This is a genomic window from Mycolicibacterium houstonense, assembly GCF_900078665.2.
In the GTDB taxonomy this organism is placed as follows: Bacteria; Actinomycetota; Actinomycetes; order Mycobacteriales; family Mycobacteriaceae; genus Mycobacterium; species Mycobacterium houstonense.
Window position 1 is genome coordinate 2,204,413 of record NZ_LT546207.1, and the last position, 24,256, is coordinate 2,228,668.

The following is a 24,256-nucleotide window of genomic DNA, read 5'->3' on the forward strand; positions in this document are numbered from 1 at the left end:
GCGCGCAACATGAGCAGTTCCGCGAATGACGTAGCCATCATCGGTGTCGGGCTACATCCGTTCGGCCGGTTCGACAAGACAGCGATGCAGATGGGCGCCGAGGCAATCCAATTCGCGCTCGAGGACGCCGGCCTGGAATGGAAGGACATCCAGTTCGGCTTCGGCGGCAGTTACGAGGTGTCCAATCCCGATGCGGTCACCCGCCTGGTCGGGCTGACCGGCATCACCTTCACCAACGTGTTCAACGCCTGCGCCACCGCGGCCAGCGCGATCCAGCAGACCGCCGACACCATCCGGTTGGGCAAGTACGACATCGGCATCGCGATCGGCCTCGACAAGCATCCACGCGGAGCCTTCACCGACGATCCGGCCAAGCTCGCACTCCCGCAGTGGTATGCCGAGAACGGCCAGTTCGTCACCACCAAATTCTTCGGGATGAAGGCCAACCACTACATCCACAAGCACAACATCTCCGAGGAGACGCTGGCGCGGGTGGCCAACAAGAACTTCCGCAACGGTGAGAAGAACCCGAATGCGTTCCGGCGCAAGGAGATTTCCGTCGAGGAGATCATGGCGTCGCCGGTGCTGAACTATCCGCTGCGGCAGTACATGTTCTGCGCACCCGACGAGGGCGCGGCGGCGGTGATCATGTGCCGCGCCGACATCGCGCACAAATACACCGACAAGCCGGTCTACGTGCGGGCCAGCGAGATCCGCACTCGCACCTTCGGCGCCTACGAGGTGCACGCCACCTCCGCGCCGCTCGACGAGGATCCGTCCCCGACGGTGTTCGCGGCCAAGGCCGCCTACGAGGCGGCCGGCATCGGGCCCGAGGATGTGGACATCGCCCAGCTGCAGGACACCGACGCCGGCGCCGAGGTGATCCACATGGCCGAGACCGGTCTGTGCGCCGACGGTGAGCAGGACAAGCTGCTGGCCGACGGGGCCACCGAGATCGGCGGATCGATCCCGGTCAACACCGATGGCGGCCTGATCGCCAATGGCGAGCCAATCGGCGCATCCGGGCTGCGCCAGATGCACGAGCTGGTGCGCCAATTGCGCGGCGAGGCCGGTGAGCGTCAGGTGCCGGGCAATCCCCGAGTGGGCCTGGCTCAGGTCTACGGAGCGCCGGGCACGGCCTCGGCGACCATCCTCTCGCTCTAGTCCTCGAGCAGCCGTGAAGGTCCCCCGCAACCGACGTTTCGGGGGACGTTCGCGGCCGGTCGCCCGCGGGCCGATCTCAGGCCGGCAGCTCCACCGGCTGGGGCTCGCCCTCCAGGCGTCGCAGCCAGTCCTCGCAGAACTTCAGCACCTCGGCATGCCCTGCCGTCATTCCGAGTGCCTGCTCCATGACCATCACCCGAGACACACTGGCCGCGATGAACGTCCACACGATCGGTGGGACCTCGGACGCCTCGACGCCGTAGCGCCGCAGCGCCCCGTCGATCGCCTTGGTTTCCGCCTCGCGGAACATCTCGGCGTAGCGGCCGATTTCGGCCCGCAGAGCGGGCCGGTGGTTGGCCAACCCCGTCATCTCCATCGTCAACCGCGTGGCGCTCGGGTCGGTGCCGAACCGCCACAACGCCCACAGCGGCTGCGGCGAGTTCAGCGCTTCGGCCTGCGCCGCCAACCCCTCCTCGGCTCGCCGCACGAACACCGCCAGGAACAGGTCGTCCATGGTGCGGAAGTAGTAGTGCACGAGCTGCGGCTTGAGACCGGCCCGCTCGGCCACTCGCCGGGAGGTGACCGCGACGTATCCCTCCTCGATCATCAACTGCTCGGCAGCGTCGAGCAGCACGATCCGGTTCTTCGCGTCAGGCGCCCCGATCCTTCGCGCCGATGCCATACCCGATCCTCCTCACCGCCAGCCCCCGACAACGTCTGGGCGATCGTAACTTTCGTCCCGCCGCGTGACCTTGACCATGACTCTAACGCCATGCTAAGCAGGTGCTCAGCAATTTTCGAAGATTCTTCGCACGGTGCAGCCCGTCGCGAAACCACCGCAGCGCACATCGATTTCGGGAGGCAGCCCACACCATGACCGATATCAACTACGACACCGTCGACTACTTCACCGACCAGTCGCTGGTACCCGACCCGCACCCGTACTTCGACCATCTGCGCAGCAAGTGCCCGGTGGTCACCGAACCGAACTACGGCGTCATGGCCATCACCGGCTTCGAGGAGGCCACCACCGTCCTCAAGGACACCGACACCTTCTCGTCCTGCATCGCTGTCGCGGGGCCATTCCCCCCGTTGCCTTTCACCCCGGAGGGCGACGACATCACCGAGCAGATCGCCGCACACCGCGCGCAGATGCCGATGTTCGAGCACATGGTCACCATGGACCCGCCCGACCACACCAATGCCCGTTCCCTGCTCAACCGGCTGCTCACACCGCGGCGGCTGAAGGAGAACGAGGACTTCATGTGGCGGCTGGCCGACCAGTGTCTCGACGATTTCATCGCGGACGGCAAGTGTGAATTCCTCAGCGCCTACGCGAAGCCTTTCTCCCTCCTGGTGATCGCCGACATGCTCGGAGTGCCGGAGGAAGACCACGAGGAGTTCCGCACGGTGCTGGGCGCCCCACGGCCGGGTGCCAATGTCGGCTCACTGGACCACACCGACCTGGTCAGTGAGAACCCGCTGGAATGGCTCGACGAGAAGTTCATCAAGTACCTCGAAGACCGGAGAAAAGAACCCCGCGACGACGTGCTGACCGCACTGGCCACGGCGAACTACCCGGACGGGTCGGTTCCGCCCGTCATCGAGGTGGTTCGGTCGGCGACCTTCCTCTTCGCGGCCGGACAGGAGACCACCACCAAACTGCTCTCGGCCTCGCTGCGGGTGCTCGGCGACCGTCCCGATATCCAGCAGGCCCTGCGCGACGACCGCAGCCGCATCCCGACCTTCGTCGAAGAGGCGCTGCGGATGGACGCCCCGGTCAAGAGCCAATTCCGGCTGGCCAAGAAGAACACCAAACTGGGCGACATCGAGGTGCCGGCCGGCACCACCATGATGGTGTGCCCGGGCGCGGTGAACCGCGATCCGGTCCGGTTCGAGGACCCACACACGTTCAGCCTCGACCGCAAGAATGTACGCGAGCACATCGCGTTCGGCCGCGGCGTACACAGCTGCCCGGGTGGACCGCTGGCCCGCGTCGAGGGCCGGGTATCGCTGGAGCGGATCCTGGACCGGATGGCCGACATCGGTATCGACGAGCAGTTTCACGGCCCCGCCGACGATCGTCGCTACACCTACGAGCCGACGTTCATCCTGCGCGGCCTGACCGACCTGCACATCACGTTCACTCCCGTGCGCTGAGCGCCGCCCGTCAGACGATCCACCGATCCCGTCTTCGTCGTACTTACTATTCTCCAATTACGAGAATGATAATCTCGCTAGCGAAGACGAGATTCTGGTTTCGGCACGGCGATGCCTGGTCCCGTTCTATAGTCAGCCGACGAGTGCCGATATGTGGAGGTGCCTGTGAAGTCCAGCTTGATCCGCATGGCGATGAGTGTCGCGCTCGGGTTCGGGACGGCAATCGCGTTGGCGCCGCCGACACAGGCCATGTACTTCGGCAACTACAACCTGAACATGCCGGACCGCAGGGACTTTCACACCTGGATCTGGTCGGCGATCACGCCCTGCCGCGACCCGGGGTCCGACGTCCGGCAGACCGACTGCATCACCATCCGGACGATCCCGCAACCGGTCGCCAAGGCGGTGCCCAACACGGGGAACGCGAAGCTGGTCGACGGTCGATACACGTTGACGATCGACGAGTTCTACGGCCTGCGGTGCGGGGATATCTACTACGGGCCGACCATTCCGACCCACGACGTCTACACCTGGGACGCGAACACCCTCGCGGGCGAAATGGTCTCGACGTTCGATGTCGGCTGCGACGGCGCTCCCGGCGGTTCGTTCACCTACCCGTTCACCCTGACGAGGATGTGATCGATGCGCTATCCGACGGGCCTGACCATCGCGACGGCCGCGGCGCTGGCGGCCGGCGCAATCGCCACGGCCACACCGTCTTTCGCCGACGAACCGGTGCCCGGTCCGCCGCTGCACCACGTGCGCTACACCGTGACGGCCGACGCCCCGTATTGGGTGCACATCTACTACCGCGAGGCCGAACCCGCGATGTTCTCGGACTACAGCCACAATCCGTACCAATTCAGTCCCAGAGTCGACGTAGACGTCGCACCGGACAAGCCATGGGTGTTCGACGCCATGCTCGCCAACCCGGACCTCTGGGCGATGGTCCTGGTGCAGAGTGGTGAGTCGCCCAATCATCCGACACCGGGGTTCAATTGCGAACTGGCAGTCGACGGTGTGGTGGTCAAGACCAACAGCGGCCCCAAGGGCGCGCTGTGCTCGATCCGGGACTGGTAGGCACGTCAAGCGATTGAGGCGACGCCGGTCGGCGTCGCCTCAATCGTTTTCAACGGTGGGACTCAGGCGTCGCCACGCAGCCAGCGCGTCTCGCCGTTCATCGGCACGCAGCTCAGGAACAATCCGTCCGGGGCCTGCGCCACCGAGTTCTGTTCGTTGATGCAGAGGCTGTTCTCGTCCCGGATCCCGACCATCGGAGGAGACCGAAACCATCTGGGCTCGTAGCGCCGCGGCGACCCACAGAACAGCAGCCGGCCCCAGCCGTTGCGGGCGTCGACGCCGAACACGTAGTACGAGGTGTTCTCACACGGGGCGCCGAGGATGGCATGGGGATTGATGCCCGGCGTACAGAACGCGTCGTTACAGGTCTGCGGTCCCGCATTCGCCTGCGGAGCAGCCAGCATCCCGGCGACAATCACTGAAGCGGTCGCCATCACCGTCACACGCACGTTGCTACTTTCGCACAGCTGGAAATCAAACTCTCAGTTTTGGAGAATATTACTACAAACGGCCCCAGCGCAGTTCATCCACCGGTTCCGACTGCGCCCGCCGGCGCGGTGGAATTCACCGTAGACCCGGTGCTGATAGTGATATTCTCGAAATTGAGAATTTGACTACCGCGCGGGCAGGTCGGCCAGAAGGAGCAGCTCATGTCAGTCTCCCGGGTAAGTGCCGCTGCGTTTGCCGTCGTCGCTGCGACAGCGGTCGGCCTCGGTGGCGCGGCCCCCGCCGGTGCCGGCGAGCAGTGGGGCATCAACGGCACCTTCGCCACATCGTCGAATGGCGACTGGGCCAAGGTCAACGAGCGGTACGAGAACCAACCACCGGTCCGCAGCACCTGGACGATCTCGACCCAGTGCATCTCGCCCACCGAGTGTTCCGGCACCGTCAACAGTGACGCGGGCTGGACTGCACCCATCTACACGACGAACGGCCTCTGGTACGTCAAGCGAGTGGTGCCCAACTGGCGATTCTGCGCCGACGGCACCCCGATCGAGGGCATGCAGGTGTACAAGATCTACCCGGTGGGCTTCGACGGCCACGTGGACCTGGCCTCAACCGAATACACCGGCGAGGACGTGACCACTGGCCCCAGCGGCTCGTGTGGGCGCAATCAGTGGCCAGTCGTCCGCATGCCGTTCTACATGCGCCCGGCGTAGCCGCCACGGTCGGACAGCGCCGCGGCGGCCTCGAAAACCACACACAGACAAAAGAACTGGCCCCGGGCTGTTGTCCGGGGCCAGTTCTTTCACCCTGACCGCTAGGTCGGCATCAGGTCCTGCCAGGTCTTCGGCGTCGACACGAGATCCGTCTGCTTGTAGAGGTTGCCGTCGCTGCCCATGTACTCCCCCGTACGCGGGTTGTACTTGGCGATGGCCACCGACGGCCCATCGCCACCGCCACCGTTGAACGCGCTGGGCGCCACGCCGGGTTCTGTGGGCAGGGGCAGCTCCGGAGCATCCGGAAATACCCCTTGTCCGTGCGGAANGCGCAGGCTGCGGTTCCGGTGCCGCGCCCGGTGGCGGAGCGGTCACTCCCGGCGGCAAAGGCGTGCCGCCGAGCGGGCCGAAGATCTTCTCGTCCGGCAGCACCCGGGAATCCGGCGGGATGCCCTGGGCGATCAGGTTGGGGTCGAGCGGGTACGGGCCCAGCGCGTGCTGGCGCTGCGCGATCGGTTGGAATCCCTTGGGGTCGTTGCACAATTCGACCGTGGGTGCCCGCTTGCCGGGATGCGCCATGCAGGGGTAGTTGCGCGCACCACGGACGCCGATCGGCGAATCCTGCGGCAACTTGCAGTAGATGTCGTCCGGGGTGTCGGTCACGGTCGTATCGGCCGGAGAACGCCACGCCGACGGCGGCAGGAAACCCACCGTGCACGTCGGCGGATCACCCAGCCCCAGTGAGAAGTCGGCCATCGGCAGACCACTCGTGTTATTGGTCGGCGCGTAGGTCTGTAGCTGGGCGACATATGGCGGCAACAACACCAATAACTGCTCGATCGACGGGTTGTAGGTCACGGCGATCTGGCCGAACGTGGTCAGGTTCGCCAGCAGGACCGGCAAGGTCGGCTTGATCTGCTCGAGCAGTTTGGTGGTCTCCTGAGCGAAACCCGGACCGTTGCGCAGCAGTGAGCGCACCTCGGGATCGTTCTCGGCGACCTGGCCGGTGATGCCGGCCATGCTGGCCGCCCAGGTCTTGATGGAATCGGTGGTCTGGGCCTGTGCATCGAGGAACGGTTTGGAGTCATCGATCAAGGCACGAGTCTGATCGGATACCGCATTGGAATCCCCGGTGATCGTCGATGCCGAGTCGAGCAGCGAACCGAAGTCGTAGCCGGTCCCGTTGAACGCGTTGTAGGACTCGTCCAGCAACTGGCTCAGCTTGTCCTTCGGGATGGTGTCCACCAGTGCGCTGAGCTGATCGAGCATCGGCCCGACCTGCTGCGGGATCTTGGTGTCCGACATCGCGATCACCGATCCGTTGTCCAGGTACGGCCCAGAGTCGGTGCGCGGCAACAACTCGACGTACTGCTCCCCGACTGCCGACATACTCCGGACCTCTGCGGCCAGGTCTGCCGGTACCTTCGGGGAGCGGTCCAGAGACAATGTCGCCTCAGCACCCTTCTCGGTCAGTTCCACCGACGTCACCTTGCCGATTTGGGAACCGCGGTAGGTGACATTGCTGAACTGGTACAGGCCTCCGGTCGCCGGCAGTTCCATCTTCACCGTGATGCGACCGATGCCGAGCAGTGTCGGCACCTGCATATAGGCGAACAGCATGACGGCCACACCGACTACGGAAGCGACGGTGAAGAGGATCAGCTGCGTCCGGATGAAGCGGGTGAGCATTTATCCGCCACCCCCTGTCGGTGGAGTAGGTGCTGGAGGTGCCGGGGGTGGATCCCCGGGGGCCGAACCGGCTTGCGGCGCATAGGGTCCGGCAAACACCGAGGTCGACCCAGCGGCCGGGGCCTCCGGTTGTGGCGGGCCGCCCGGCATGATCATCGGGGCCGGTGGCACCACCGGAAGTACCGGACCCGAGTAGGCGGGAGCCGGCATCTCCGGCGCGGGCGGCGCCTCGGGGGCCGGCGGGAACGCATCCGGCGGCGGCGGGGCGACCCCAGTCTTGAGCGGGTCATAGGTGTAGTTCAGGTAATTCGGATCCCCTGGCACCGGAACGTTCTGCGCGTCGCCCTGCTCCCAGCGGGTGCCCAGCATCAGGCTCCGCTTCAAGTGCGGGATTGTCATGTCGAAGTACGCGTAAAGATTGTAGTAATCGCCACGGATGGCCCGGTCCATGAAGCTCTGGGTAAAGGGGAAGTGTGGGGCATATTCGAGCGCCGCAGTCAGGTCCGGGCCGACATTGGCCAGGGCTTTGAGAGCGGGCTCCAGGTTTTTCAGATTTCTGACCAGGTCAGCCTGTGACTCGTTGACGAACTGGTTCGCGGTCGCGCTGAAGGTGCCGAGCTTCTGCAGCGCGGTGGTGAATCTCGGACGCTCTTTGATCAAAACATCGAGAGCGGGGGGAATCTTCTCCAGCGCCCGGGTGATGACATCGCGTTGTCCGGCGAAGGTCGATGCCAGGCGGTTCAAACCTTCGATCGACGCAACAATGTTGTCCCGCTGGGCATCCAGTGCCCCGACGAACGTATCCAGTCGAGTGAGCAGGTCACGGAAATCAGTTTCGCGGCCGTTGATCGCGGCACTGAAGTTGTGGATTATGTCGCCCATTTGGCCGAGACCACCGCCGTTCACCACCGCGGCCAGTGAGGACAGCGTCTGCTCCGTCGTCGGATAGGTCGACGAGTTGTTGAGCTGAATCGTCGCTCCCGGGGAAAGTTTTCCCTCCGGGGCCTGCCCCGCGGGCGGGTTGATCGCCAGATGCATCGAGCCCAGCAAGCTCGTCTGTCCGATGCTGGCCACCACGTTGGCCGGCACCACGACACCGGGCTTCACCGAGAACTCGACGTCGGCGTGCCAGTCCCGCACCGACAGACTGCGCACGCTACCGACGACGACATCATTCATCATCACCGGCGAATTCGGTTCCAGCGTCGCCACATTCGCAATCTCGACGTGGTAGACGCTGGACTCCGCACCCCGGCCCACCGCCCCGGGCAGGGGCAGCGAGTTCACGCCCTGGAAGGCACACCCACTGGTGGTCAGCGCGACGCAAGAACCGACCGCGATCGCCAGTCGTACCGGATGTCCCCTCGTCATGCTGGAGGCGTCCCTTCTGCTGGTGACGGTGCGGCAGGCGCCAGCGCTTCAGCGGCGAGCGGCCCTGGAGGGGGTCCCGGTTGCGGGCCCGTTTGTCCCGCAGCCGGATTGAGCATGTCGGACACCGTGTTCGGCATGTTGGGCGGATAGAACTCGCCACCCGGCAGCAGCTGCTGGGCACCTGGCGGCGGCACCCCGGGCTCCCTGCCGGTGAACGGCGGAGGCGGCTCCGGGCCGGGGTTGTAGGCCGAGATCGCCGGCGGGATCTCGGGCGCCATAGGCGATCCACCGTCACCTCCGGGTGCCAGACCTGGCTCGGAGTACTCGATCATCTCGGGGCTGGCCGACGGCATCAGGTACGGCGATATCGGGAACGGCAGGTAGTTGAAGTTGATCAACCGGAGCGCAGGCCCGAGATACTGCGAGCACAGTTTCGCGGTCTCTGGCGCGGTGGTGTTCTCGACCGCGCCGATGGCACCGCAGATGAACTCGACCGGGTTGGAGAAGTTGTTCATCACGAACTGGCCGACGGGACTGCCGGTGTCCGGGTTGTAGATGTTGTAGCCGTTCATGAACGCGTTGGGCGCGACGTGAAGCAGCTGCTCGATGTGCATCTTGTTGTCGACCAGGTTCTGGGTGACGTTGGCCAACCGCTGCACCTGCTCGGAGGTCTGGTCGCGGCTGCCCGCGACAAACCGCTGCACCTCGACCACCGCCACCGACAGGTTCGTCAGCGCCGCATCGAGGTCTGATCGGCTACCGTCGACCACGCTGGTCAAGGTCGCCAACCGATTCTGGAACTGCACCACCTGCTGGTTGCTGTCCCGCAGCGCGGTGACGAACGTCTGCAGATTTTTGATGATGTCCACGATGTTGCCGCTGCCCTCGGCCAGGATCCGGGCCACACCCGACAACTGCGAAATCGTCTGGCGCAGTTTGTCACCGTTGCCGGCCATCGCGTCGGCAGTGCTGTTGATGAACCGGGACACAGACGTCCCGTCGACCCCGCTCTGCGGTCCGAGATCGGTGGACAGCCGCATCAGCTGTTCCTTGACCTGATCCCACTCCACCGGAACGGCCGTGCGGTCCAGGCCGATCACCGCGTCGTCGGGCAGCGTAGGACCACTCGACCGGTAGGCCGGTGCGAGCTGCACATAGCGGGCGGCGACCAGGTTCTGGGCCACGATCACCGCCTTGGCATCGGCGGGGATCGGCACGTCGTGATCGACCTTGAGCGTGACGCGGGTCTGCGTGCCCTCGGGTTTGATGGATTCGATGGTTCCGACCTTCACCCCGGAGACCCGGACGTCGTCACCCGGGTACACACCGGTGGCCGAGGTGAACAGAGCGGAGATGGTCTTCTGACCGAAGAACGCCTGGCGCACCACCACTGCCGCACCGACCACCAGCAGCGCCACCAACGCCACCGCCAGCCACTTACCGACACGACTACGGTTCATCAGCGCGAACCTCCGGGAATTCCGTTGTAGGGCAACGGCAGTTCGGCGCGCGGGCCGGCATTGTCCGGCGGCTGGCCGGCGTTGGTCCCGCGCCGGAATCCAAATGCGTAGTCGAAGAACGGCTGCAACAGCTGAGCCGGCTGCAAGTTCGGGACGTAGGCGTTGTAGTACGCCCCGTTCGCCAGGGTCTCGGCCTGCGACAACTGGAACTTGTTCAGGTTCGGTAATGCCTTGCTGATGTTGTCGCGGTTGCGTTCCAGCATCGCGGTCACCGAGTTCAGCCGCTTGAGCGTCGGCGCCAGCTCCGCCTCGTTGTCGGCGACGAGTCCACTGAGTTGCTGCGAGACCGCCGAGGTGTTGGCCAGCAGATCCACGATGGCCTGGCGGCGGTCATTGAGCACCGCCAGCAGATCATTGGCGTTGAGGATCAACGTGTTCAGTTGCTCGCTGCGCTGCGACAGCACCACGGTCACGTCGCTGGCACTCTTGAGCAGGCTCGCCAGACTCTCGTTGCGCCCATTGATCGATTTCGACAAGCGGCTCAGGCCGTCGAAGGTCGGCCCCAGCTTGGGGGCAACCTGATCGATGGTCGCAGACAGCGTGTCCAGGGATTGGTTCAGCGACGCCGTGTCGGTCCCCGCCGAATTCGTGGTCAGGTCGCTGACCGCGTCGGTCAGCGAGTACGGCGATGACGTACGCGACGTGGGGATCACGTCGGTGGTGCGCAGCGTGCCGGCGCCATCTGATTCCAGCGTCAGCACCCGCTCTCCGAGGAGAGACCCGGTGCGGATGTGCGCGGTGGTCAACGACCCCAGCGGGTACTTGCCCTCGGTGGTGAAAGTGACCAGCGCGTCACCATTCTGCAGCGACACATCGGTGACCGAACCGATCTTGATGCCGGACAAGGTCACGTCGTTGCCGGGGGCAATCCCGCCGGCCTCGCTGAACAGGGCCTGATGGCGTACGGACGAGGCCCATTGCAGCAACCGTTCGGGCTGCAGCCCGACGGCGATGATGAGAATCATCAGCACGACGCCGATGAAACCTGCCTTGATCAGATTTGATTCGCGGTACTTGAGCATCAGGGCTCTGAGCACCTCCCGCCTTCTTGTTTGATCATCGGGAAGTGCGCGGTGCGCCCCTGCAGATCGGTGACACGGATGGCAAGTCCGCAGATGTAGTACATGATCCAGCTGCCGTAGGAGCCCAGCCGGGCCAGCTTGCGGAAGTTGTCGGGGGCTTTCTGCAGACCTCGGTCGAGAACGATCTGGTGGTCATCGAGCAACGGCGCCAATCGGTTCATCTCGTCGACCGTGCCCTTGAGCGGCGGCCGGGCCTCGGTGAGCAGGCCGGCAAGCGAGGCGGTTCCGTTGTCCAGCTGCGTCACCGCAGTGCCGAGCGGGTCACGGTCCTGTGACAGGCCGCTGATCAGCTGTTCCAGACGGTCAACCGTTCCGTCGAACTTCTTGCCGTCTTTCGCCAGGGTTCCGACCACCGAATTCAGGTTGTCGATCAGCTGCTGGATCACCTGATCGTTGTTGGCCAACGTGTTCGAGAACGACGAGGTCTTGCTCAGCAGTGAGTCGAGCGTGCCTCCCTGCCCCTGGAAGATCTGGATGAGCGACGAGGTCAGCGCATTGACGTCCTGGGGATTGAGCCCCTGGATCACCGGGCGCAGGCCGCCGAGCAACAGATCGAGGTCCAGCGCACTTGCGGTGCGGTCCTTGGGGATCTGCGATCCGGCCGGCAGCAGTTTCGTCGACCCGGGGCTGTCGATCAGCTCGAGGTACCGGTCCCCCACCAGGTTGAGGTAGCGGACCGCGACCTTGGTGCTGGTGGTGAGCGCGACGCTACGGTCGGTGTCGAAGTCCACCTTGACCGACTTGTCCGGTTGCAGCGAAACGCTTTTCACAGTTCCGACGCGGACGCCGGCCACCCGTACCGAGTCTCCGGCCTCCAGTCGTGACGCATCACCGAAGACCGCCGAGTAACCCGAGTAGGAACCGCCGCGGTACTCCGAGAACGTCATGAACAGGAAGGCTGTGAGCACAGCCATCACCACGGCGAACGACGTGAACTTGAGGAATGTGCTTCTGCCGCGCGTCATCCCGGTTGTCCGATCTGCATGGTGTTACGTGGCGGGCCGTCCAGCGGGCCGAACAGGATCTGCTTGAGGCCGTCGGAGTTCAGCAAGATGCCCTGGTTTCCGTACTTCCACGGGTTGGCGTTGGTGTCGGTAACGAGGTACTTGGCCTTGTTGCCGAATCCGATGTACGGCAACCCCATGCACTTCGGGCCGCCCTTGGCTGCCACCTTCGGCAGGTTCGACGGGTAACGGTAACGCTCGATGCCGAGCGTGAACGCCACGTTGACCACGACTCCGGGTTCCGCCTGCGGTGGCTGGTGCAGAAGGTACAGCATGCCCTTGAGGCCGCACTCGATTCCCGGCCCGTACTCGTTGAGCAGGTCGGTGGTGGGCGCCAACAGGTTCAGCGTGGTACTGAGCGCCTGCCGGTTGCCGCCGATCACCTCGTTGCCGACGTCGGCCAGGCCGATCGAGCTGACCAGGAAGGTGTCGAGATTCTGCTGCTCGGCCACGATGCTGTCGCTGAGGCGGTTGGTGTTATCGACGGTCCTGAGCAGATCGGGTGCCGCGTCACCGTAGGCCCGCGATACAGCAGCCATGCTCTCGATGTCGCCGGTGAGGTTGGGCAGGCTGGGCTCGAGTTTCTCCAGGAGGGCCTCGAAGTCGGTCACGGCCTGGCCCATCGCCTCACCGCGTCCCGAGAACGCGGACGACAGAGCGCCCAGGGTTTCGTTCAGCTTCGCCGGGTCGATCTTGTCGAGGACCTGGGTGAGTTGTTGGAAGACGGTGTTCATCTCGACGGTGACATGCTCACCCTGCAGGGTCTGGCCCGGGCGCAGTCTTTCCGCCGACGGCTCGTCCGGCGGGATGAGCTGGACGTACTTGGCGCCGAACACCGTGGTCGAGGCGATGTCGGCACGCACATTGCCCGGAATCAGGTGCAGCTGGGACGGATTCATCGCCAGGTGCAGCACGGCCTTGCCGTCGGGCCTGGTCTCGATCGAACTCACGGTGCCGACCTGCACACCGCGCATCTTGACCTTGGCGTCCGGGTTCATCACCAGGCCGGCCCGGTCCGAGATGAGGGTGATCGGCTCGGTCTTGGTGAAGCTGCCGCGGAACAGCGCGATCGCCAGGCCGATCACCAGGCCCACCGCGACCACGGTCGCCAGGCCGGCCAGTGGCCGTGCGGAGCCGCCCGCGCCGAAGCTGCGACCGGGGCGGGCCGCCACCGGCGCTGCGGCACTTGCGGTTTCGGACCGGTGGGCTGGGCCCGGACCGACGTTTCGTGTCAACTCTTCTCCCTAACCCGACAGGTTGAAGTTTCCGTTGGAGCCGTAGACCGACAGCGACACCAACAGGGTCACCGAGACCACGACGATCAGCGAGGTACGCACGGCGTTGCCGACCGCCACCCCGACACCCGACGGCCCGCCGGAGGCGAAGTAGCCGAAGTAGGTGTGGATCAACAGGATGGTGATGGCCATCAGGACGGCCTGCAGGAACGACCACAGCAGGTCGATCGGATTGAGGAACGTCGTGAAGTAGTGGTCGTAGAGCCCACCGGACTGGCCGAGCAGCACCACGGTGGTGAATTGGGAGGCCAGGAAGGACAGGATCACCGCGATGGCGTACAGCGGGGTGATGGCGATCATCCCGGCCACGATGCGGGTGGACACCAGATACTCGACCGGTCGGATGGCCATGGATTCGAGTGCGTCGATCTCTTCGTTGATCCGCATCGCGCCGAGCTGTGCGGTGACGCCCGCGCCGAAGGTGGCGGCCAGGCCGATGCCGGCCACCACGGGCGCCGCGATGCGGACGTTGATGAACGCCGCCAGGAACCCGGTCAACGCCTCGATGCCGATGTTGCCCAGTGAGGAGTAGCCCTGGATCGCCAGCACGCCGCCGGTGGCCAGGGTCAGGAATCCGACGATCACGACGGTGCCGCCGATCATCGCCAATGTGCCTGCACCCATTGAGATCTCGGCGATCAGCCGGACCAGCTCCTTGCGGTAGTGCATCGCCGCGTGCGGGGTGCCTGCCAGGGCCTTGAGATAGAACAGCGTGTGATCGCCGATCCGGCTCAGGGTCGAAACCGGCTTGTTGAACTGTCGGGTCAACCGTGGGTAGGTCGACCGCAGGATCGTCATGGTTCCCATATCCGCTACCTATCCCGACGTCATCCGGATACCGATGGCCGTGACGACCACGTTGATCACGAACAACGCCATGAAGGCGTACACCACCGTCTCGTTCACCGCGTTACCCACCGCCTTGGCTCCGCCGCCGACGATCGTCAGGCCGCGGAAGCAGGCGACCAGGCCGGCGATCAAGCCGAACAGCGCGGCCTTGATGCAGGAGATGATCACCTCGGGCACACCGGTCAGCAGCGTGATGCCTGCGGCGAACGCACCCGGGTTCACGTCCTGGATGAAGACCGAGAACACATAGCCGCCCAGGATGCCGATGATCACCACCAGGCTGTTGAGCAGCAGCGCCACCAGTCCGGATGCCAGGATGCGCGGGGTCACCAGCCGCTGCACGGGGTTGATCCCGAGCACCTCCATGGCGTCGATCTCCTCGCGGATGGTGCGTGAACCCAGGTCGGCGCACATCGCCGTCGCCCCGGCGCCGGCCACGATCAGCACCGTCACCATCGGACCGAGCTGGGTCACCGCGCCGAAGGCCGCACCCGCGCCGGACAGATCCGCCGCGCCCAGTTCTCGCAGGAGGATGTTGAGCGTGAAGCTCACCAGCACGGTGAACGGGATTGCCACCAGCAGCGTCGGCGCCATCGACACCCGGGCCACGAACCAGCACTGTTCCAGGAACTCCCGGCCCTGAAACGGTCTCTTGAAGATGAACCGAATGGCGTCCAGGGACATCGCGAACAATGCCCCGACGGCCTGCATCGGTCCCGACAGATTGCGGGCCAGCGAGACTCCGGTTGACCATTTATCTGCCATGAACGCTCCTGCCCCGGCTGGTGACTGCCACCCCCGCAGTCGGTGCGCCGATGTTAAGTGCTCCACCGCGCACATGCGCGAAGAAGTTCTGTCCGTACGGTGTGGCCGCCGGCCCGGGCCGGGTCATGCCGCAGCCCCGGTCGCGGCACAAGCCAACCGGCCGGTTGGCCGCCACGGGCTGGCGCAGCCACGTGAAACACGATGGGCCACAATATTTTTCACGTGGGCCGACGAGTACCGGGGGCGCTCGGACATCGGACGCACCTCCTGCTGCCGTCGGATCGTCGCCGCCTCACCGAACGCGCCGGTGAGGCCGGACAGAGTCGTCCACGTGACCGCCCCCCGAGTGCCCGATGCTATCGGACCGGGCATCTGTCGCGAGGGCAAATAACGTAGAACTTGCTCGCGTAGTTGGTAATTCGGACCTGGCCCATCGCACGATCGCACGTCACGGACAGCCTTGTCGAGGGCTGCGGCAGAGACGGCAACCCTTGGCGGGCGGTATGCGACGGAAGCGTTGACGGGCATACGTGGGCGGCTCAGGTGACGGCGCCGGCGGTCTTGAGTTCGATGATGCGGTCCCAGTCCAGGCCCAGTTCGACGAGGATGTCGTCGGTTTGTTCGGCGAACCCCGGTGCCGGGCCGGTGTTCGGCGCGGCGACGTCGAATTGCACTGGGTTGGCCACCAACTCAAGCTCGCCGGCCTGAACCAGGTACTCATTGGCCCGAATCTGGGAATCCTGTGCCGCCTGCAGAGTGTCCTGCACGGGAGCCCATGGCCCGGCCAGCGTTGCGAATCGCTCGCTCCACTCTGGCAAAGCCCGTTTCTTCATCGCCTCGGTGAGAATCTCGACCGCCTCGGGCGTGTTCTCCGCGAACGATTCCGCGGTGGCGAACCTCGGGTCGTCGATGTACTGCTCCAGGTCCATGTGCCGGCAGACGTCGGCCCAGAACTTGGTGGGCTGCATCATCACGAAGGAGATGTAGCGGTCGTCGGCGGTGGCGTAGAGCCCGACGAGCGGGTTGATCGGCGAGCCGTGCACCCCCGGCGGTGGCGTCACCATCAGTTGATCGAGGTGCTGGGTCAGCGCCACGGTGTGACCCATCGACCACAGGCCGCTGCCCAGCAGCGACACGTCGACGATCGACGGCTCACCGGTGCGCTCGCGTTTGAGCAGCGCCGCGGCAATGCCACCGGCCAGGTTGGTGCCCGAGATGGTGTCCCCGTAGGCCGGTCCAGGCGGCGCGATCATGCCTGGCATCCCGGCCGGCGTGATGGTGGCGGCCGTACCGGCCCGGCACCAGAAGGCGGTCATGTCGTAGCCGCCCTTGACCGACTCCTCACCGCGCGGCCCGAGCGCACTGCCCCTGGCGTAGATGATGTTCGGGTTCACCGCGCGAATGTCGTCGACGTCGATGCCGAACTTCTGCCGGTGCCCGGGCAGGAAGCTGGTCAGGAACACATCGGCCTTCTTGGCCAGCTCCAGCAGAATCTCTTTGCCTTCCGGCACCGACATGTCCAGGCCGATGCTGCGCTTGCCGCGGTTGGCGTGCTCGATGTTCGGGTTGGGGTCACCCTCGACCCGCAGCGGCCCGGTCTGGCGAAGCCCACGCTGCGGGTCGCCGGTGATGGCGTGCTCGACCTTGATGACGTCGGCACCCCACTCCCCCAGCACGGCTCCCGCCGACGGGACGAACCCGTACATCGCGACCTCGAGGACGCGAATTCCTTCGAGTGGACCGCCGGTCATGACAGCACCCGCGCAAACGTCTTGGCCTCCATGAACTCCTCGAGCCCGGCGGTGCCCATCTCCCGGCCGATACCCGACTGCTTGTACCCACCGAAGGGGCTGTCCGGACTGAAGTAATTGCCACCGTTGATCGAGAACGTCCCGGTCCGGATCCGGCGGGCCACGGCCAGAGCGCGATCCTCGCTACCGAACACCGCGCCGGAGAGCCCGTAGATCGAGTTGTTGGCGATCCGCACGGCGTCGTCGTCGTCTTCGTAGGCGATCACGGCCAGCACCGGCCCGAAGACCTCCTCCTGGGCGATCTCGCTGTCGGGATCCACGTCGGCCAGCAACGTCGGCGTATAGAAGTAGCCCGGGTCGACCTTCTCCCCGCCGGTGACCAGAGTGGCCCCGGCCTCGACGGCACGCTTCACCATGCCGTCGACCTTGTCTCGCTGCTTCTCACTGATCAACGGACCCATGTAGGTCTTCGGATCCGTCGGATCGCCGTACCGGACCAATCCGAAGTTGTTCTTGATCAGCTCGACGATCTCGTCCTTGTGTTCGGCCGGCACCAGCAGCCGCGACGTCAGTGCACAGCCCTGGCCGGCGTGGGTGACCATGCTGAACGCCGAGAAGAGTGCGGCGGTGTTGAAGTCGGCGTCATCGAGGACGATCGCGGCGGACTTGCCGCCGAGTTCCAAGAACACCTTCTTCAACGTCTCGCTGGCGGCGGCCATGATGCGCCGGCCGGTCGGCGTGGAACCGGTGAAGGTGACCATGTCGACGTCGGGACTCGTGGTGAGCACCGCGCCCACCTCGGGGTCGGCGCCCGAGAGCACGTTGACGACGCCGGCCGGGATCTCAGTGTGGTTGGCGATCAGCTCACCGAGGGCCAGCGTGATCAGCGGGGTGTCCGGGGCGGATTTGAGCACCACGGTGCATCCCGCGGCCAGGGCGGGCGCGAGCTTGGCCAGGGCCAGCTGATTCGGATAGTTGTAGGCGATGATCGCGGCGACGACGCCGGCGGCTTCCTTCTCCACCCACCGGTGATGCTGCATGCCACGGCTCTCGATGTTTCCGAGGTCCTCGGTCAGCGGATAGGTCTTGAGTAGCTCGCCGTAGTACCGAACGATGTCGATCGGTCCGTCGAGTTGGGCGCCGGCGCACAGCGCCGCGGTCGCCCCGACCTCGGTGGTGGTCAGCTCGGCCAGTTCGTCGCGATGTTCGAGCAGAGCCCGGTGCAACTGCTCCAGGCAACGGATCCGCAATTCGGTGTTGGTGGACCAATCGGTGGTGTCGAACGCCTGCCTGGCGGCGGCCACGGCGGCCTCGGCATCGGCGACCGTGGCGTCCGGGGCATGGCCGAACACCTCACCGGTAGCTGGATTGACGGAAGGAAACGTCCGCGGCGTCTCGCGCAGCTCTCCGCCGATCAACAACTTCCGGTCAGCCCGCTGTTCTTGCGCGATGGTCGGCGCTTCCTGCTGCATCATCCTCCTCAGGAGATTTACCACTGTGATGGAAACTGCATTCTCATCACCGGCGAATCATACATTCGCTTGATGAGAACTCAAGTGAAAGCTAGATCAGCTAGTCATGCCCTATTCGCTGAGGCTTGGGCATCTGCGCTGCAGGTACGCAGGTTGCACTTCAGATCTTGCGGTGCCGACCGCTCCGAGAGTACGGTTCTCATAATCGGAAGGATGATTCTTGACCCTTGAGAAAGTCCGGCACCGCCCGGCGACCGGAGAACTGTCATGAAGAATGCCGTCGTCACCGGAGGAGGTTCAGGTATCGGAGCGGCCATCGCCGCACGACTGCGCGCCGACGGTCTCAATGTCGCGGTACTCGACCTGCAGCAGTCCGATGATGAATTCGCTCATGTCGCAGACGTGACGGATCGCGCCGCCGTCGACGCCGCGCTGGACGCCGTTCGTGCCCAACTCGGCCCGGTCTCGGTGCTAGTCAACGCGGCCGGCCTGGACTGCTTCAAGCGGTTCACCGACGTCTCGTTCGAGAAGTGGCAGCAGATCATCGACGTCAACCTCAACGGCGTATTCCACTGTGTGCAGGCGGTATTGCCCGACATGCTCGAGGCCGGCTGGGGCCGCATCGTCAACATCTCGTCATCGAGCACGCATTCGGGTCAGCCCTTCATGTCGCCCTACGTCGCGGCGAAGTCCGCGGTGAACGGCCTGACCAAGAGCCTGGCACTGGAGCTCGGCCCCAGCGGCATCACCGTCAACGCCGTGCCGCCGGGCTTCATCGACACCCCCATGCTTCGCAAGGCCGAAGGCAAGGGATTCCTCGGGGACACCGAAAAGCAGATCGAGCAGACCCCGGTCCGCCGGATGGGCAAGCCAGAAGACATCGCAGCCGCCTGCGCCTTCTTCGTCTCCGACGAGGCGAGCTACATCACCGGCCAGATCCTCGGCGTCAACGGCGGCCGTAACACCTGACGCGCGCGGCGGGCACGAATCATCAGCGAAAGGACAATTGTGGGAAGCAGCGAAGGCAGGGTTGCCGGGAAAGTCGCATTCATCACCGGCGCGGCTCGGGGGCAGGGCCGCAGCCACGCGATCCGGCTGGCCGAAGAGGGCGCCGACATCATCGCGGTCGACATCTGTAAGAACTACGACACCGTCGGCTATGCGATGGCGACGCCGGACGATCTCGAAGAGACCAAGAACTACGTCGAGAAGACCGGCCGGCGCATCGTCACCGCGCAGGCCGATGTCCGCAACGAGGCCGAGTTGCGCGGTGCGCTCGACGCGGGACTGGCGGAGTTCGGCAAGCTCGACATCGTCGTCGCGCAGGCCGGCATCGCCGCGATGAAGGGCCAGCCCGCGATGCAGGCCTGGACCGACGGCATCAATACCAACTTCGTCGGCACCATCAACGCCATCCAGGTCGCCCTGCCACACCTCAAGGAAGGCGCTTCGATCATCGCGACCGCGTCGGCGGCCGCCCTGATGGACGCCCACAACAAGCCCAATCCGGGTGCCGACCCCGGCGGCATGGGCTACATGATCTCCAAGCGGCTGATCTCCGAGTACGTCCACGCGCTCGCGACCGAGCTGGCGGTGCGCGGCATTCGCGCCAACGTCATCCACCCCACCAACTGCAACACCAACATGCTGCAGAGCGAGCCGATGTACCGCTCGTTCCGGCCCGATCTGGAGAACCCCACCCGCGCGGACGCCGAGCCGGTGTTCGGTGTCCAGCAGGCCATGAAGGTCAATTTCATCGAGCCCGAGGACATCAGCAACGCGGTGCTGTGGCTGGCCTCCGAGGAATCGCGTTACGTCACCGGCATGCAGCTGCGCGTCGACGCCGGCGGCTATCTCAAGTGGTACGACTACCACGTCTGACCCCGCGGTTCTTGATTCGAAAGGAGTTGGCGTAGTGAAGGTTTCGGTTGATGCCAGTCGCTGCCAGGGGCACACCCTGTGTTCGATGATCGCGCCGGACTCGTTCGTCCTCGACGACGTCGACGGTCATGCGTCACCGGTTGACGATGTGGTGCCCGCGGATCAGGAGGACGTGGTCCGTGAGGCAGCACACTCCTGCCCTGAGCAAGCCATCGTCATCGAAGATTGACGACGACCCGAAAACCAAGGGAGACAACGCCGTGAGCATCGATGATGTCACGACCGACGACGACCGCAAGAAGAGCACCTACCACTTCGACCGGCACACGCCGGAATACCGGTTGCAGTTCGAGAAGATCACCGAGGAGATGCAGTCCCGCTGCCCCATGGCGTGGACCGACGTCTACAACGGGCACTGGGTGGCCGCCGACAGCAAGCATGTCTTCGAACTGGCCCGCTGCCCTGCGGTCTCGAATCATCACGACATCAGCGGCGAGACCCCCTTTCAGGGCATCACGATCCCGAAGGCCAGCCGCGCGACCGTGGTTCGCGGCGGCATCCTGGAGATGGACGAGCCGGAGCACAGCGCCTACCGCGGTGCACTGAATCCGTATCTGTCCCCGGCTGCTGTCAAGCGGTGGGTGCCGTTCGTCGACGAGATCACCCGCGCCGCGCTCGACGAACACATCGAGTCGGGACAGATCGACTTCGTCGAGCATCTGGCCAATGTGGTGCCCGCGGTGTTCACCCTCGCCATGATGGGCATCGAGCTCAAGAAGTGGAATGTCTACAGCGAGCCCACCCATGCCTCGGTGTACACGCCGGAGCACTCCCCCGATCGCGAGAAGATCAACGAGCAGCACCGCGAGATGGGGATCGACATCATCAACAACATGATGGAGATCCGGGAGAACCCGCGGCCCGGACTGGTCAACGCGATGTTGCAGCTGCGCATCGACGGCGAGCCGGCACCGGACATGGAGATCCTCGGCAACCTGGGTCTGGTGATCGGTGGCGGGTTCGACACCACCACCGCACTTACCGCTCATGCGCTGGAGTGGCTGGGCCAGCACCCTGACGAGCGCACCCGCCTGAGCGCTGAGCGCGCGACACTGCTCGACCCGGCCACCGAGGAGTTCCTGCGCTTCTTCACCCCCGCACCCGGGGACGGCCGGACGTTCTCCGAGGATGTCGAGGTCGAGGGGCAGCAGTTCAAGCAGTACGAGCGGCTGTGGTTGTCGTGGGCGATGGCCAACCGGGACCCGTCGGTGTTCGAGAAGCCGAACGAGATCATCTTGGACCGAAAGGGCAACCGGCACTTCAGCTTCGGCATCGGAGTGCATCGCTGCGTGGGTTCGAACGTGGCCAGGACGGTGTTCAAGTCGATGCTCACCGCGGTGCTGGACCGGATGCCGGACTATGTGTGCGACCCCGAGGGCACCGTGCACTACGACACGATCGGCGTCATCCAGGGCATGCGCAACCTGCCCGCCACCTTCACTCCGAGCAAGCCGCTGGGCCCAGGCCTCGACGAGACCCTGGAAAAGCTGCAACGCATCTGCAATGAGCAGGAGTTGGCCCGGCCGATCACCGAGCGCAAAGACGTCGCCGTCATCGACTAGTGCACCTGTCACCGTTTCGCGAGGACGCCTTGCACGTCTGGCGCCTGTTAACCTCGAACGAGGTCGGGTCCGGCAAACGTGCAAGGCGCCGCCCTTTTCCGGCGGACGACATGGGGGTTCTCACAAATGATCAAACTGTCTCGGAAGTATGTTGTCGCTGCACTCGGCGGTCTGGCGCTGTCGGTTCCGCTCTCAGTGCTGTCGGCGGGCGCCGCGTCGGCCCAGCCCGACTTCAGCGGCGTCGTCAACACCACCTGTACCTACGACCAGGTGATCGCTGCGCTCAACGCGCAACGTCCCGACCTGGCCCAGCAGTTCAACACCTCCCCGTTCGCCCAGGGCGCGTTGCGCAATTTCCTGGCGTCGGGTCCGGTCGAGCGCCAGCGCACGGTGGCTCAGCTGCAGGCCAGCCCGGCAGCGGCCGAGTACTTCGGGCCCATCAACTCGATCGCGAGCACCTGCAACAACTACTGACCGTTTCGCGTCAGTTTCAGCTGCAGCGGTCCCCTTCGCCCGCGTTGTCACGCTGGAGTGGCTCTCGGCCTCGGCCGCCACTCCAGCGTGACGATGGCTATCGCGGCTGGTTGGGTACCCCGGGGAACAGCTGCTCGCTGGGCCCAACGGTCACCCATCCGCCGAGCTTGGTGATCAGGTGCGGCGCGAACACGGATGCGTACACCGCATGTCCCACCACGATCACGGCGATCACCGACATCACCGCTGACTGCACCCGGGTCTTGGAGACCTTGTCGGCCCACATCTCGATGACGTTGCGGCCCTGGTCGTCGGTGCGGCCCAGCAGGTAGGTGAACACCATCATCTGGATCCCCATCGCAACCGCATCGTAGATCGGGTACTGGTGTCTGGTTCCCTCCCACAAGCCGAGCCCTTCGATCACGTAGCCGTAGTAGAACAGGCCGAGCCGCGCACCGATGACCGCGTTGAAGAACAGCGCCCAGCCGAACCCGACGGCGAAACCCACCACCAGCAGGGTCTGCGGCCGGTGCCATTCCCACTTGCGGGCCGCCCAGCGTCCCAGGGCCGCGCCGATGATGGCCGGCAGCACGAAGTACCCCATGTAGCCGACAGGCACCGCCGACGGCAGACCGCCCCAGGTCATGTTCAGCGGCCACCACGACGGCATCCGCGGCAGCGCGGGTGGGAACTGTGCGTACATCGCCCAGTCGTAGGGCGCCTCGATCCACGAGAACGACAGCGCGGAGACGCACAGCAGCAGCAACGGATGCAGTCGCCCGCGCCGGTAACTCAGATAGATGCCGATGGCCAGGAAACCCAGACCGGTGACATACGCGAACGCCACACCGGCCCTGATCAGGAAGTCGACGCTCACCGGTCGGCCTCCGGGGCCGCCCGACGCGCCTCGGGATCGAAGTACAACACCAGGCCGACGATCACGGCGACCAGGACGAGCAAACTGCCGATCATGATGAGTGCGCCCACTACCACCTCTTTCTGTCGAAACCTGTTGCTAGCGGCCGGGTCCGTTGGGCCACTTGAGCAGTGAGCCCGCATCGACCCGGATCTGCTGCCCGGTGATGTACCGGCTGTCGTCGCTGGCGAGGAACACCCCGAGATTCGCCATGTCCTCCGGCTCGATGTACGGGATCGGCATGGCCTGGAAGATCGTGAACAACGGCTCGGCATCTTCGCGGGTGGCCTTCTTGCCCTGCTCGGTGAGGTCGGGCCGGAACATCGAGTACATGCCGTCGTTCTGCAGCAGGTGGGTGTTGCAGTTGGTCGGGTGAATGGCGTTGACCCGGATCATCTTCGGAGCCAGGTGCAGGCTCATCTCTTCGACGTACTCGATCACCACACGCTTGCTCCACCCGTACCCCGCGCCACCCGGGCCCATATTGGGGTTGTCAGTGGTGCCCCGGATCATGCCCGCGGTCGAACCGGTGACGATGATCGACGACCCGTCGGGCAGGTGCGGAACGGTGACCGCGACGGTGTTCATCACGCCGACCAGGTCTACGTCGGCCGCATCGACGAACTGCATCGGGTCGGGCTTGCCCATTGCCATCGGCAGGATGCCGGCGTTGGCGACGACGATGTCGATCTTGCCCAGGTCGGCGACACCCGCCTCCACCGCGTCGCGCAGTTCGTGACGCTCTCGGACGTCGGCGACCCGGGCAATCACGCGACGGCCGAGTTCTTTGACCGCCCTTTCAGTTTCGGCCAGATCATCTGGTGTTGCCAACGGGTATGGATTCGTCGGGATGTCCCGGCAGATGTCGACGGCGATGACGTCGGCACCTTCGGCGGCCATCGCGACCGCGTGCGCCCGGCCCTGCCCGCGGGCGGCACCGGTGATGAAAGCGACCTTGCCGTCGAGTTTTCCGGTCATGTGTGCTCCTACCTGTGATGGCC

At 65.0% G+C, this 24,256-nt stretch carries 23 protein-coding genes and 1 pseudogene; 10 read left to right on the forward strand and 14 right to left on the reverse strand.

The genetic code is table 11. The features are described from left to right. The first annotated feature begins 9 nt into the window (after positions 1–9). Positions 10–1,164, forward strand: coding sequence for a thiolase family protein (locus BN4332_RS11005; RefSeq protein ID WP_066898470.1), 1,155 nt, complete (start codon positions 10–12; stop codon positions 1,162–1,164). 76 nt (positions 1,165–1,240) lie between these two features. Here the strand turns inward: BN4332_RS11005 and BN4332_RS11010 are convergent, their stop codons facing one another. After that, positions 1,241–1,846, reverse strand: coding sequence for a TetR/AcrR family transcriptional regulator (locus BN4332_RS11010; protein ID WP_066898471.1), 606 nt, complete (start codon positions 1,844–1,846; stop codon positions 1,241–1,243). Between the two features lie 191 nt (positions 1,847–2,037). Here BN4332_RS11010 and BN4332_RS11015 point away from each other — a divergent pair, with 191 nt between their 5' ends. The 3 genes from BN4332_RS11015 to BN4332_RS11025 all read left to right on the forward strand — a co-directional run bounded on the left by BN4332_RS11015 (position 2,038) and on the right by BN4332_RS11025 (position 4,404). Then, positions 2,038–3,324, forward strand: a complete 1,287-nt coding sequence (locus tag BN4332_RS11015) for a cytochrome P450 (RefSeq protein WP_066898472.1) — start codon at positions 2,038–2,040, stop codon at positions 3,322–3,324. Positions 3,325–3,510: 186 nt separating this feature from the next. Beyond that, positions 3,511–3,963 carry a hypothetical protein gene (locus BN4332_RS11020; RefSeq protein ID WP_200820404.1) on the forward strand — a complete coding sequence of 151 codons (453 nt, stop codon included), beginning with the start codon at positions 3,511–3,513 and terminating at the stop codon, positions 3,961–3,963. Positions 3,964–3,966: 3 nt separating this feature from the next. After that, on the forward strand, positions 3,967–4,404 hold the full coding sequence (locus BN4332_RS11025; protein WP_066898474.1) for an Rv2576c family protein: 438 nt from the start codon (positions 3,967–3,969) through the stop codon (positions 4,402–4,404). A gap of 62 nt (positions 4,405–4,466) precedes the next feature. Here the strand turns inward: BN4332_RS11025 and BN4332_RS11030 are convergent, their stop codons facing one another. Continuing rightward, positions 4,467–4,838, reverse strand: coding sequence for a hypothetical protein (locus BN4332_RS11030; protein WP_066898583.1), 372 nt, complete (start codon positions 4,836–4,838; stop codon positions 4,467–4,469). 216 nt (positions 4,839–5,054) lie between these two features. On the opposite strand from BN4332_RS11030, the gene BN4332_RS11035 reads away from it, so the two are divergent. Next, a complete protein-coding gene (locus BN4332_RS11035; RefSeq protein ID WP_066898475.1) occupies positions 5,055–5,564 on the forward strand; it encodes an Rv2253/PknI dimerization domain-containing protein in 510 nt (169 codons plus the stop codon). Positions 5,565–5,665: 101 nt separating this feature from the next. Here BN4332_RS11035 and BN4332_RS11040 read toward each other — a convergent pair. From BN4332_RS11040 to BN4332_RS11085, 10 genes and pseudogenes are all read right to left on the reverse strand, one after another. Beyond that, a pseudogene (locus BN4332_RS11040) lies at positions 5,666–7,253 on the reverse strand (MCE family protein). Then, positions 7,254–8,624, reverse strand: a complete 1,371-nt coding sequence (locus BN4332_RS11045) for an MCE family protein (RefSeq protein WP_066898476.1) — start codon at positions 8,622–8,624, stop codon at positions 7,254–7,256. Continuing rightward, positions 8,621–10,084, reverse strand: a complete 1,464-nt coding sequence (locus BN4332_RS11050) for an MCE family protein (protein ID WP_066898477.1) — start codon at positions 10,082–10,084, stop codon at positions 8,621–8,623. Before BN4332_RS11050 ends, BN4332_RS11045 begins: the two co-directional genes overlap by 4 nt. Then, complete coding sequence (locus BN4332_RS11055; protein ID WP_066898478.1) at positions 10,084–11,166, reverse strand: MCE family protein; 1,083 nt, start codon at positions 11,164–11,166, stop codon at positions 10,084–10,086. Before BN4332_RS11055 ends, BN4332_RS11050 begins: the two co-directional genes overlap by 1 nt. Next, complete coding sequence (locus tag BN4332_RS11060) at positions 11,166–12,191, reverse strand: MCE family protein (protein WP_066898479.1); 1,026 nt, start codon at positions 12,189–12,191, stop codon at positions 11,166–11,168. The genes BN4332_RS11055 and BN4332_RS11060 overlap by 1 nt, the downstream gene beginning before the upstream one ends. Beyond that, positions 12,188–13,465 (reverse strand): MCE family protein, encoded by a 1,278-nt coding sequence (locus BN4332_RS11065; protein ID WP_066898480.1) that lies wholly within the window; start codon positions 13,463–13,465, stop codon positions 12,188–12,190. The genes BN4332_RS11060 and BN4332_RS11065 overlap by 4 nt, the downstream gene beginning before the upstream one ends. A gap of 9 nt (positions 13,466–13,474) precedes the next feature. After that, complete coding sequence (locus tag BN4332_RS11070) at positions 13,475–14,332, reverse strand: MlaE family ABC transporter permease (RefSeq protein ID WP_066898481.1); 858 nt, start codon at positions 14,330–14,332, stop codon at positions 13,475–13,477. A 9-nt stretch (positions 14,333–14,341) separates the two neighbouring features. Next, positions 14,342–15,139: an MlaE family ABC transporter permease gene (locus BN4332_RS11075; RefSeq protein WP_066898482.1), complete on the reverse strand. Its 798-nt coding sequence runs from the start codon at positions 15,137–15,139 to the stop codon at positions 14,342–14,344. A gap of 539 nt (positions 15,140–15,678) precedes the next feature. Continuing rightward, positions 15,679–16,890, reverse strand: coding sequence for a CaiB/BaiF CoA transferase family protein (locus BN4332_RS11080; RefSeq protein WP_066898483.1), 1,212 nt, complete (start codon positions 16,888–16,890; stop codon positions 15,679–15,681). After that, on the reverse strand, positions 16,887–18,362 hold the full coding sequence (locus BN4332_RS11085) for an aldehyde dehydrogenase family protein (protein WP_066898584.1): 1,476 nt from the start codon (positions 18,360–18,362) through the stop codon (positions 16,887–16,889). The genes BN4332_RS11080 and BN4332_RS11085 overlap by 4 nt, the downstream gene beginning before the upstream one ends. Before the next feature lie 267 nt (positions 18,363–18,629). Here BN4332_RS11085 and BN4332_RS11090 point away from each other — a divergent pair, with 267 nt between their 5' ends. The 5 genes from BN4332_RS11090 to BN4332_RS11110 all read left to right on the forward strand — a co-directional run bounded on the left by BN4332_RS11090 (position 18,630) and on the right by BN4332_RS11110 (position 22,339). Next, complete coding sequence (locus BN4332_RS11090) at positions 18,630–19,331, forward strand: SDR family NAD(P)-dependent oxidoreductase (RefSeq protein ID WP_066898484.1); 702 nt, start codon at positions 18,630–18,632, stop codon at positions 19,329–19,331. A gap of 39 nt (positions 19,332–19,370) precedes the next feature. Beyond that, positions 19,371–20,243 carry a mycofactocin-coupled SDR family oxidoreductase gene (locus tag BN4332_RS11095; RefSeq protein WP_066898485.1) on the forward strand — a complete coding sequence of 291 codons (873 nt, stop codon included), beginning with the start codon at positions 19,371–19,373 and terminating at the stop codon, positions 20,241–20,243. Between the two features lie 34 nt (positions 20,244–20,277). Continuing rightward, a complete protein-coding gene (locus BN4332_RS11100) occupies positions 20,278–20,472 on the forward strand; it encodes a ferredoxin (RefSeq protein ID WP_066898486.1) in 195 nt (64 codons plus the stop codon). Between the two features lie 31 nt (positions 20,473–20,503). Beyond that, entirely contained in the window at positions 20,504–21,865 is a 1,362-nt protein-coding gene (locus BN4332_RS11105; protein ID WP_066898487.1) for a cytochrome P450, read from the forward strand. Between the two features lie 126 nt (positions 21,866–21,991). Next, positions 21,992–22,339: a hemophore-related protein gene (locus BN4332_RS11110; RefSeq protein ID WP_066898488.1), complete on the forward strand. Its 348-nt coding sequence runs from the start codon at positions 21,992–21,994 to the stop codon at positions 22,337–22,339. 97 nt (positions 22,340–22,436) lie between these two features. On the opposite strand, the gene BN4332_RS11115 is transcribed toward BN4332_RS11110, so the two are convergent. Then, positions 22,437–23,216: a spirocyclase AveC family protein gene (locus BN4332_RS11115; protein ID WP_066898489.1), complete on the reverse strand. Its 780-nt coding sequence runs from the start codon at positions 23,214–23,216 to the stop codon at positions 22,437–22,439. A gap of 138 nt (positions 23,217–23,354) precedes the next feature. Next, complete coding sequence (locus tag BN4332_RS11120) at positions 23,355–24,233, reverse strand: mycofactocin-coupled SDR family oxidoreductase (RefSeq protein ID WP_066898490.1); 879 nt, start codon at positions 24,231–24,233, stop codon at positions 23,355–23,357. Positions 24,234–24,256: the final 23 nt, after the last annotated feature.

Bases quoted from the DNA above. Each gene is read 5' to 3' on its own strand.
- BN4332_RS11005 (WP_066898470.1), top strand. From the start codon at position 10: ATGAGCAGTTCCGCGAATGACGTAGCCATCATCGGTGTCGGGCTACAT.
- BN4332_RS11010 (WP_066898471.1), bottom strand. From the start codon at position 1,846: ATGGCATCGGCGCGAAGGATCGGGGCGCCTGACGCGAAGAACCGGATC.
- BN4332_RS11015 (WP_066898472.1), top strand. From the start codon at position 2,038: ATGACCGATATCAACTACGACACCGTCGACTACTTCACCGACCAGTCG.
- BN4332_RS11020 (WP_200820404.1), top strand. From the start codon at position 3,511: ATGGCGATGAGTGTCGCGCTCGGGTTCGGGACGGCAATCGCGTTGGCG.
- BN4332_RS11025 (WP_066898474.1), top strand. From the start codon at position 3,967: ATGCGCTATCCGACGGGCCTGACCATCGCGACGGCCGCGGCGCTGGCG.
- BN4332_RS11030 (WP_066898583.1), bottom strand. From the start codon at position 4,838: ATGGCGACCGCTTCAGTGATTGTCGCCGGGATGCTGGCTGCTCCGCAG.
- BN4332_RS11035 (WP_066898475.1), top strand. From the start codon at position 5,055: ATGTCAGTCTCCCGGGTAAGTGCCGCTGCGTTTGCCGTCGTCGCTGCG.
- BN4332_RS11045 (WP_066898476.1), bottom strand. From the start codon at position 8,624: ATGACGAGGGGACATCCGGTACGACTGGCGATCGCGGTCGGTTCTTGC.
- BN4332_RS11050 (WP_066898477.1), bottom strand. From the start codon at position 10,084: ATGAACCGTAGTCGTGTCGGTAAGTGGCTGGCGGTGGCGTTGGTGGCG.
- BN4332_RS11055 (WP_066898478.1), bottom strand. From the start codon at position 11,166: ATGCTCAAGTACCGCGAATCAAATCTGATCAAGGCAGGTTTCATCGGC.
- BN4332_RS11060 (WP_066898479.1), bottom strand. From the start codon at position 12,191: ATGACGCGCGGCAGAAGCACATTCCTCAAGTTCACGTCGTTCGCCGTG.
- BN4332_RS11070 (WP_066898481.1), bottom strand. From the start codon at position 14,332: ATGGGAACCATGACGATCCTGCGGTCGACCTACCCACGGTTGACCCGA.
- BN4332_RS11075 (WP_066898482.1), bottom strand. From the start codon at position 15,139: ATGGCAGATAAATGGTCAACCGGAGTCTCGCTGGCCCGCAATCTGTCG.
- BN4332_RS11080 (WP_066898483.1), bottom strand. From the start codon at position 16,890: ATGACCGGCGGTCCACTCGAAGGAATTCGCGTCCTCGAGGTCGCGATG.
- BN4332_RS11085 (WP_066898584.1), bottom strand. From the start codon at position 18,362: ATGCAGCAGGAAGCGCCGACCATCGCGCAAGAACAGCGGGCTGACCGG.
- BN4332_RS11090 (WP_066898484.1), top strand. From the start codon at position 18,630: ATGAAGAATGCCGTCGTCACCGGAGGAGGTTCAGGTATCGGAGCGGCC.
- BN4332_RS11110 (WP_066898488.1), top strand. From the start codon at position 21,992: ATGATCAAACTGTCTCGGAAGTATGTTGTCGCTGCACTCGGCGGTCTG.
- BN4332_RS11120 (WP_066898490.1), bottom strand. From the start codon at position 24,233: ATGACCGGAAAACTCGACGGCAAGGTCGCTTTCATCACCGGTGCCGCC.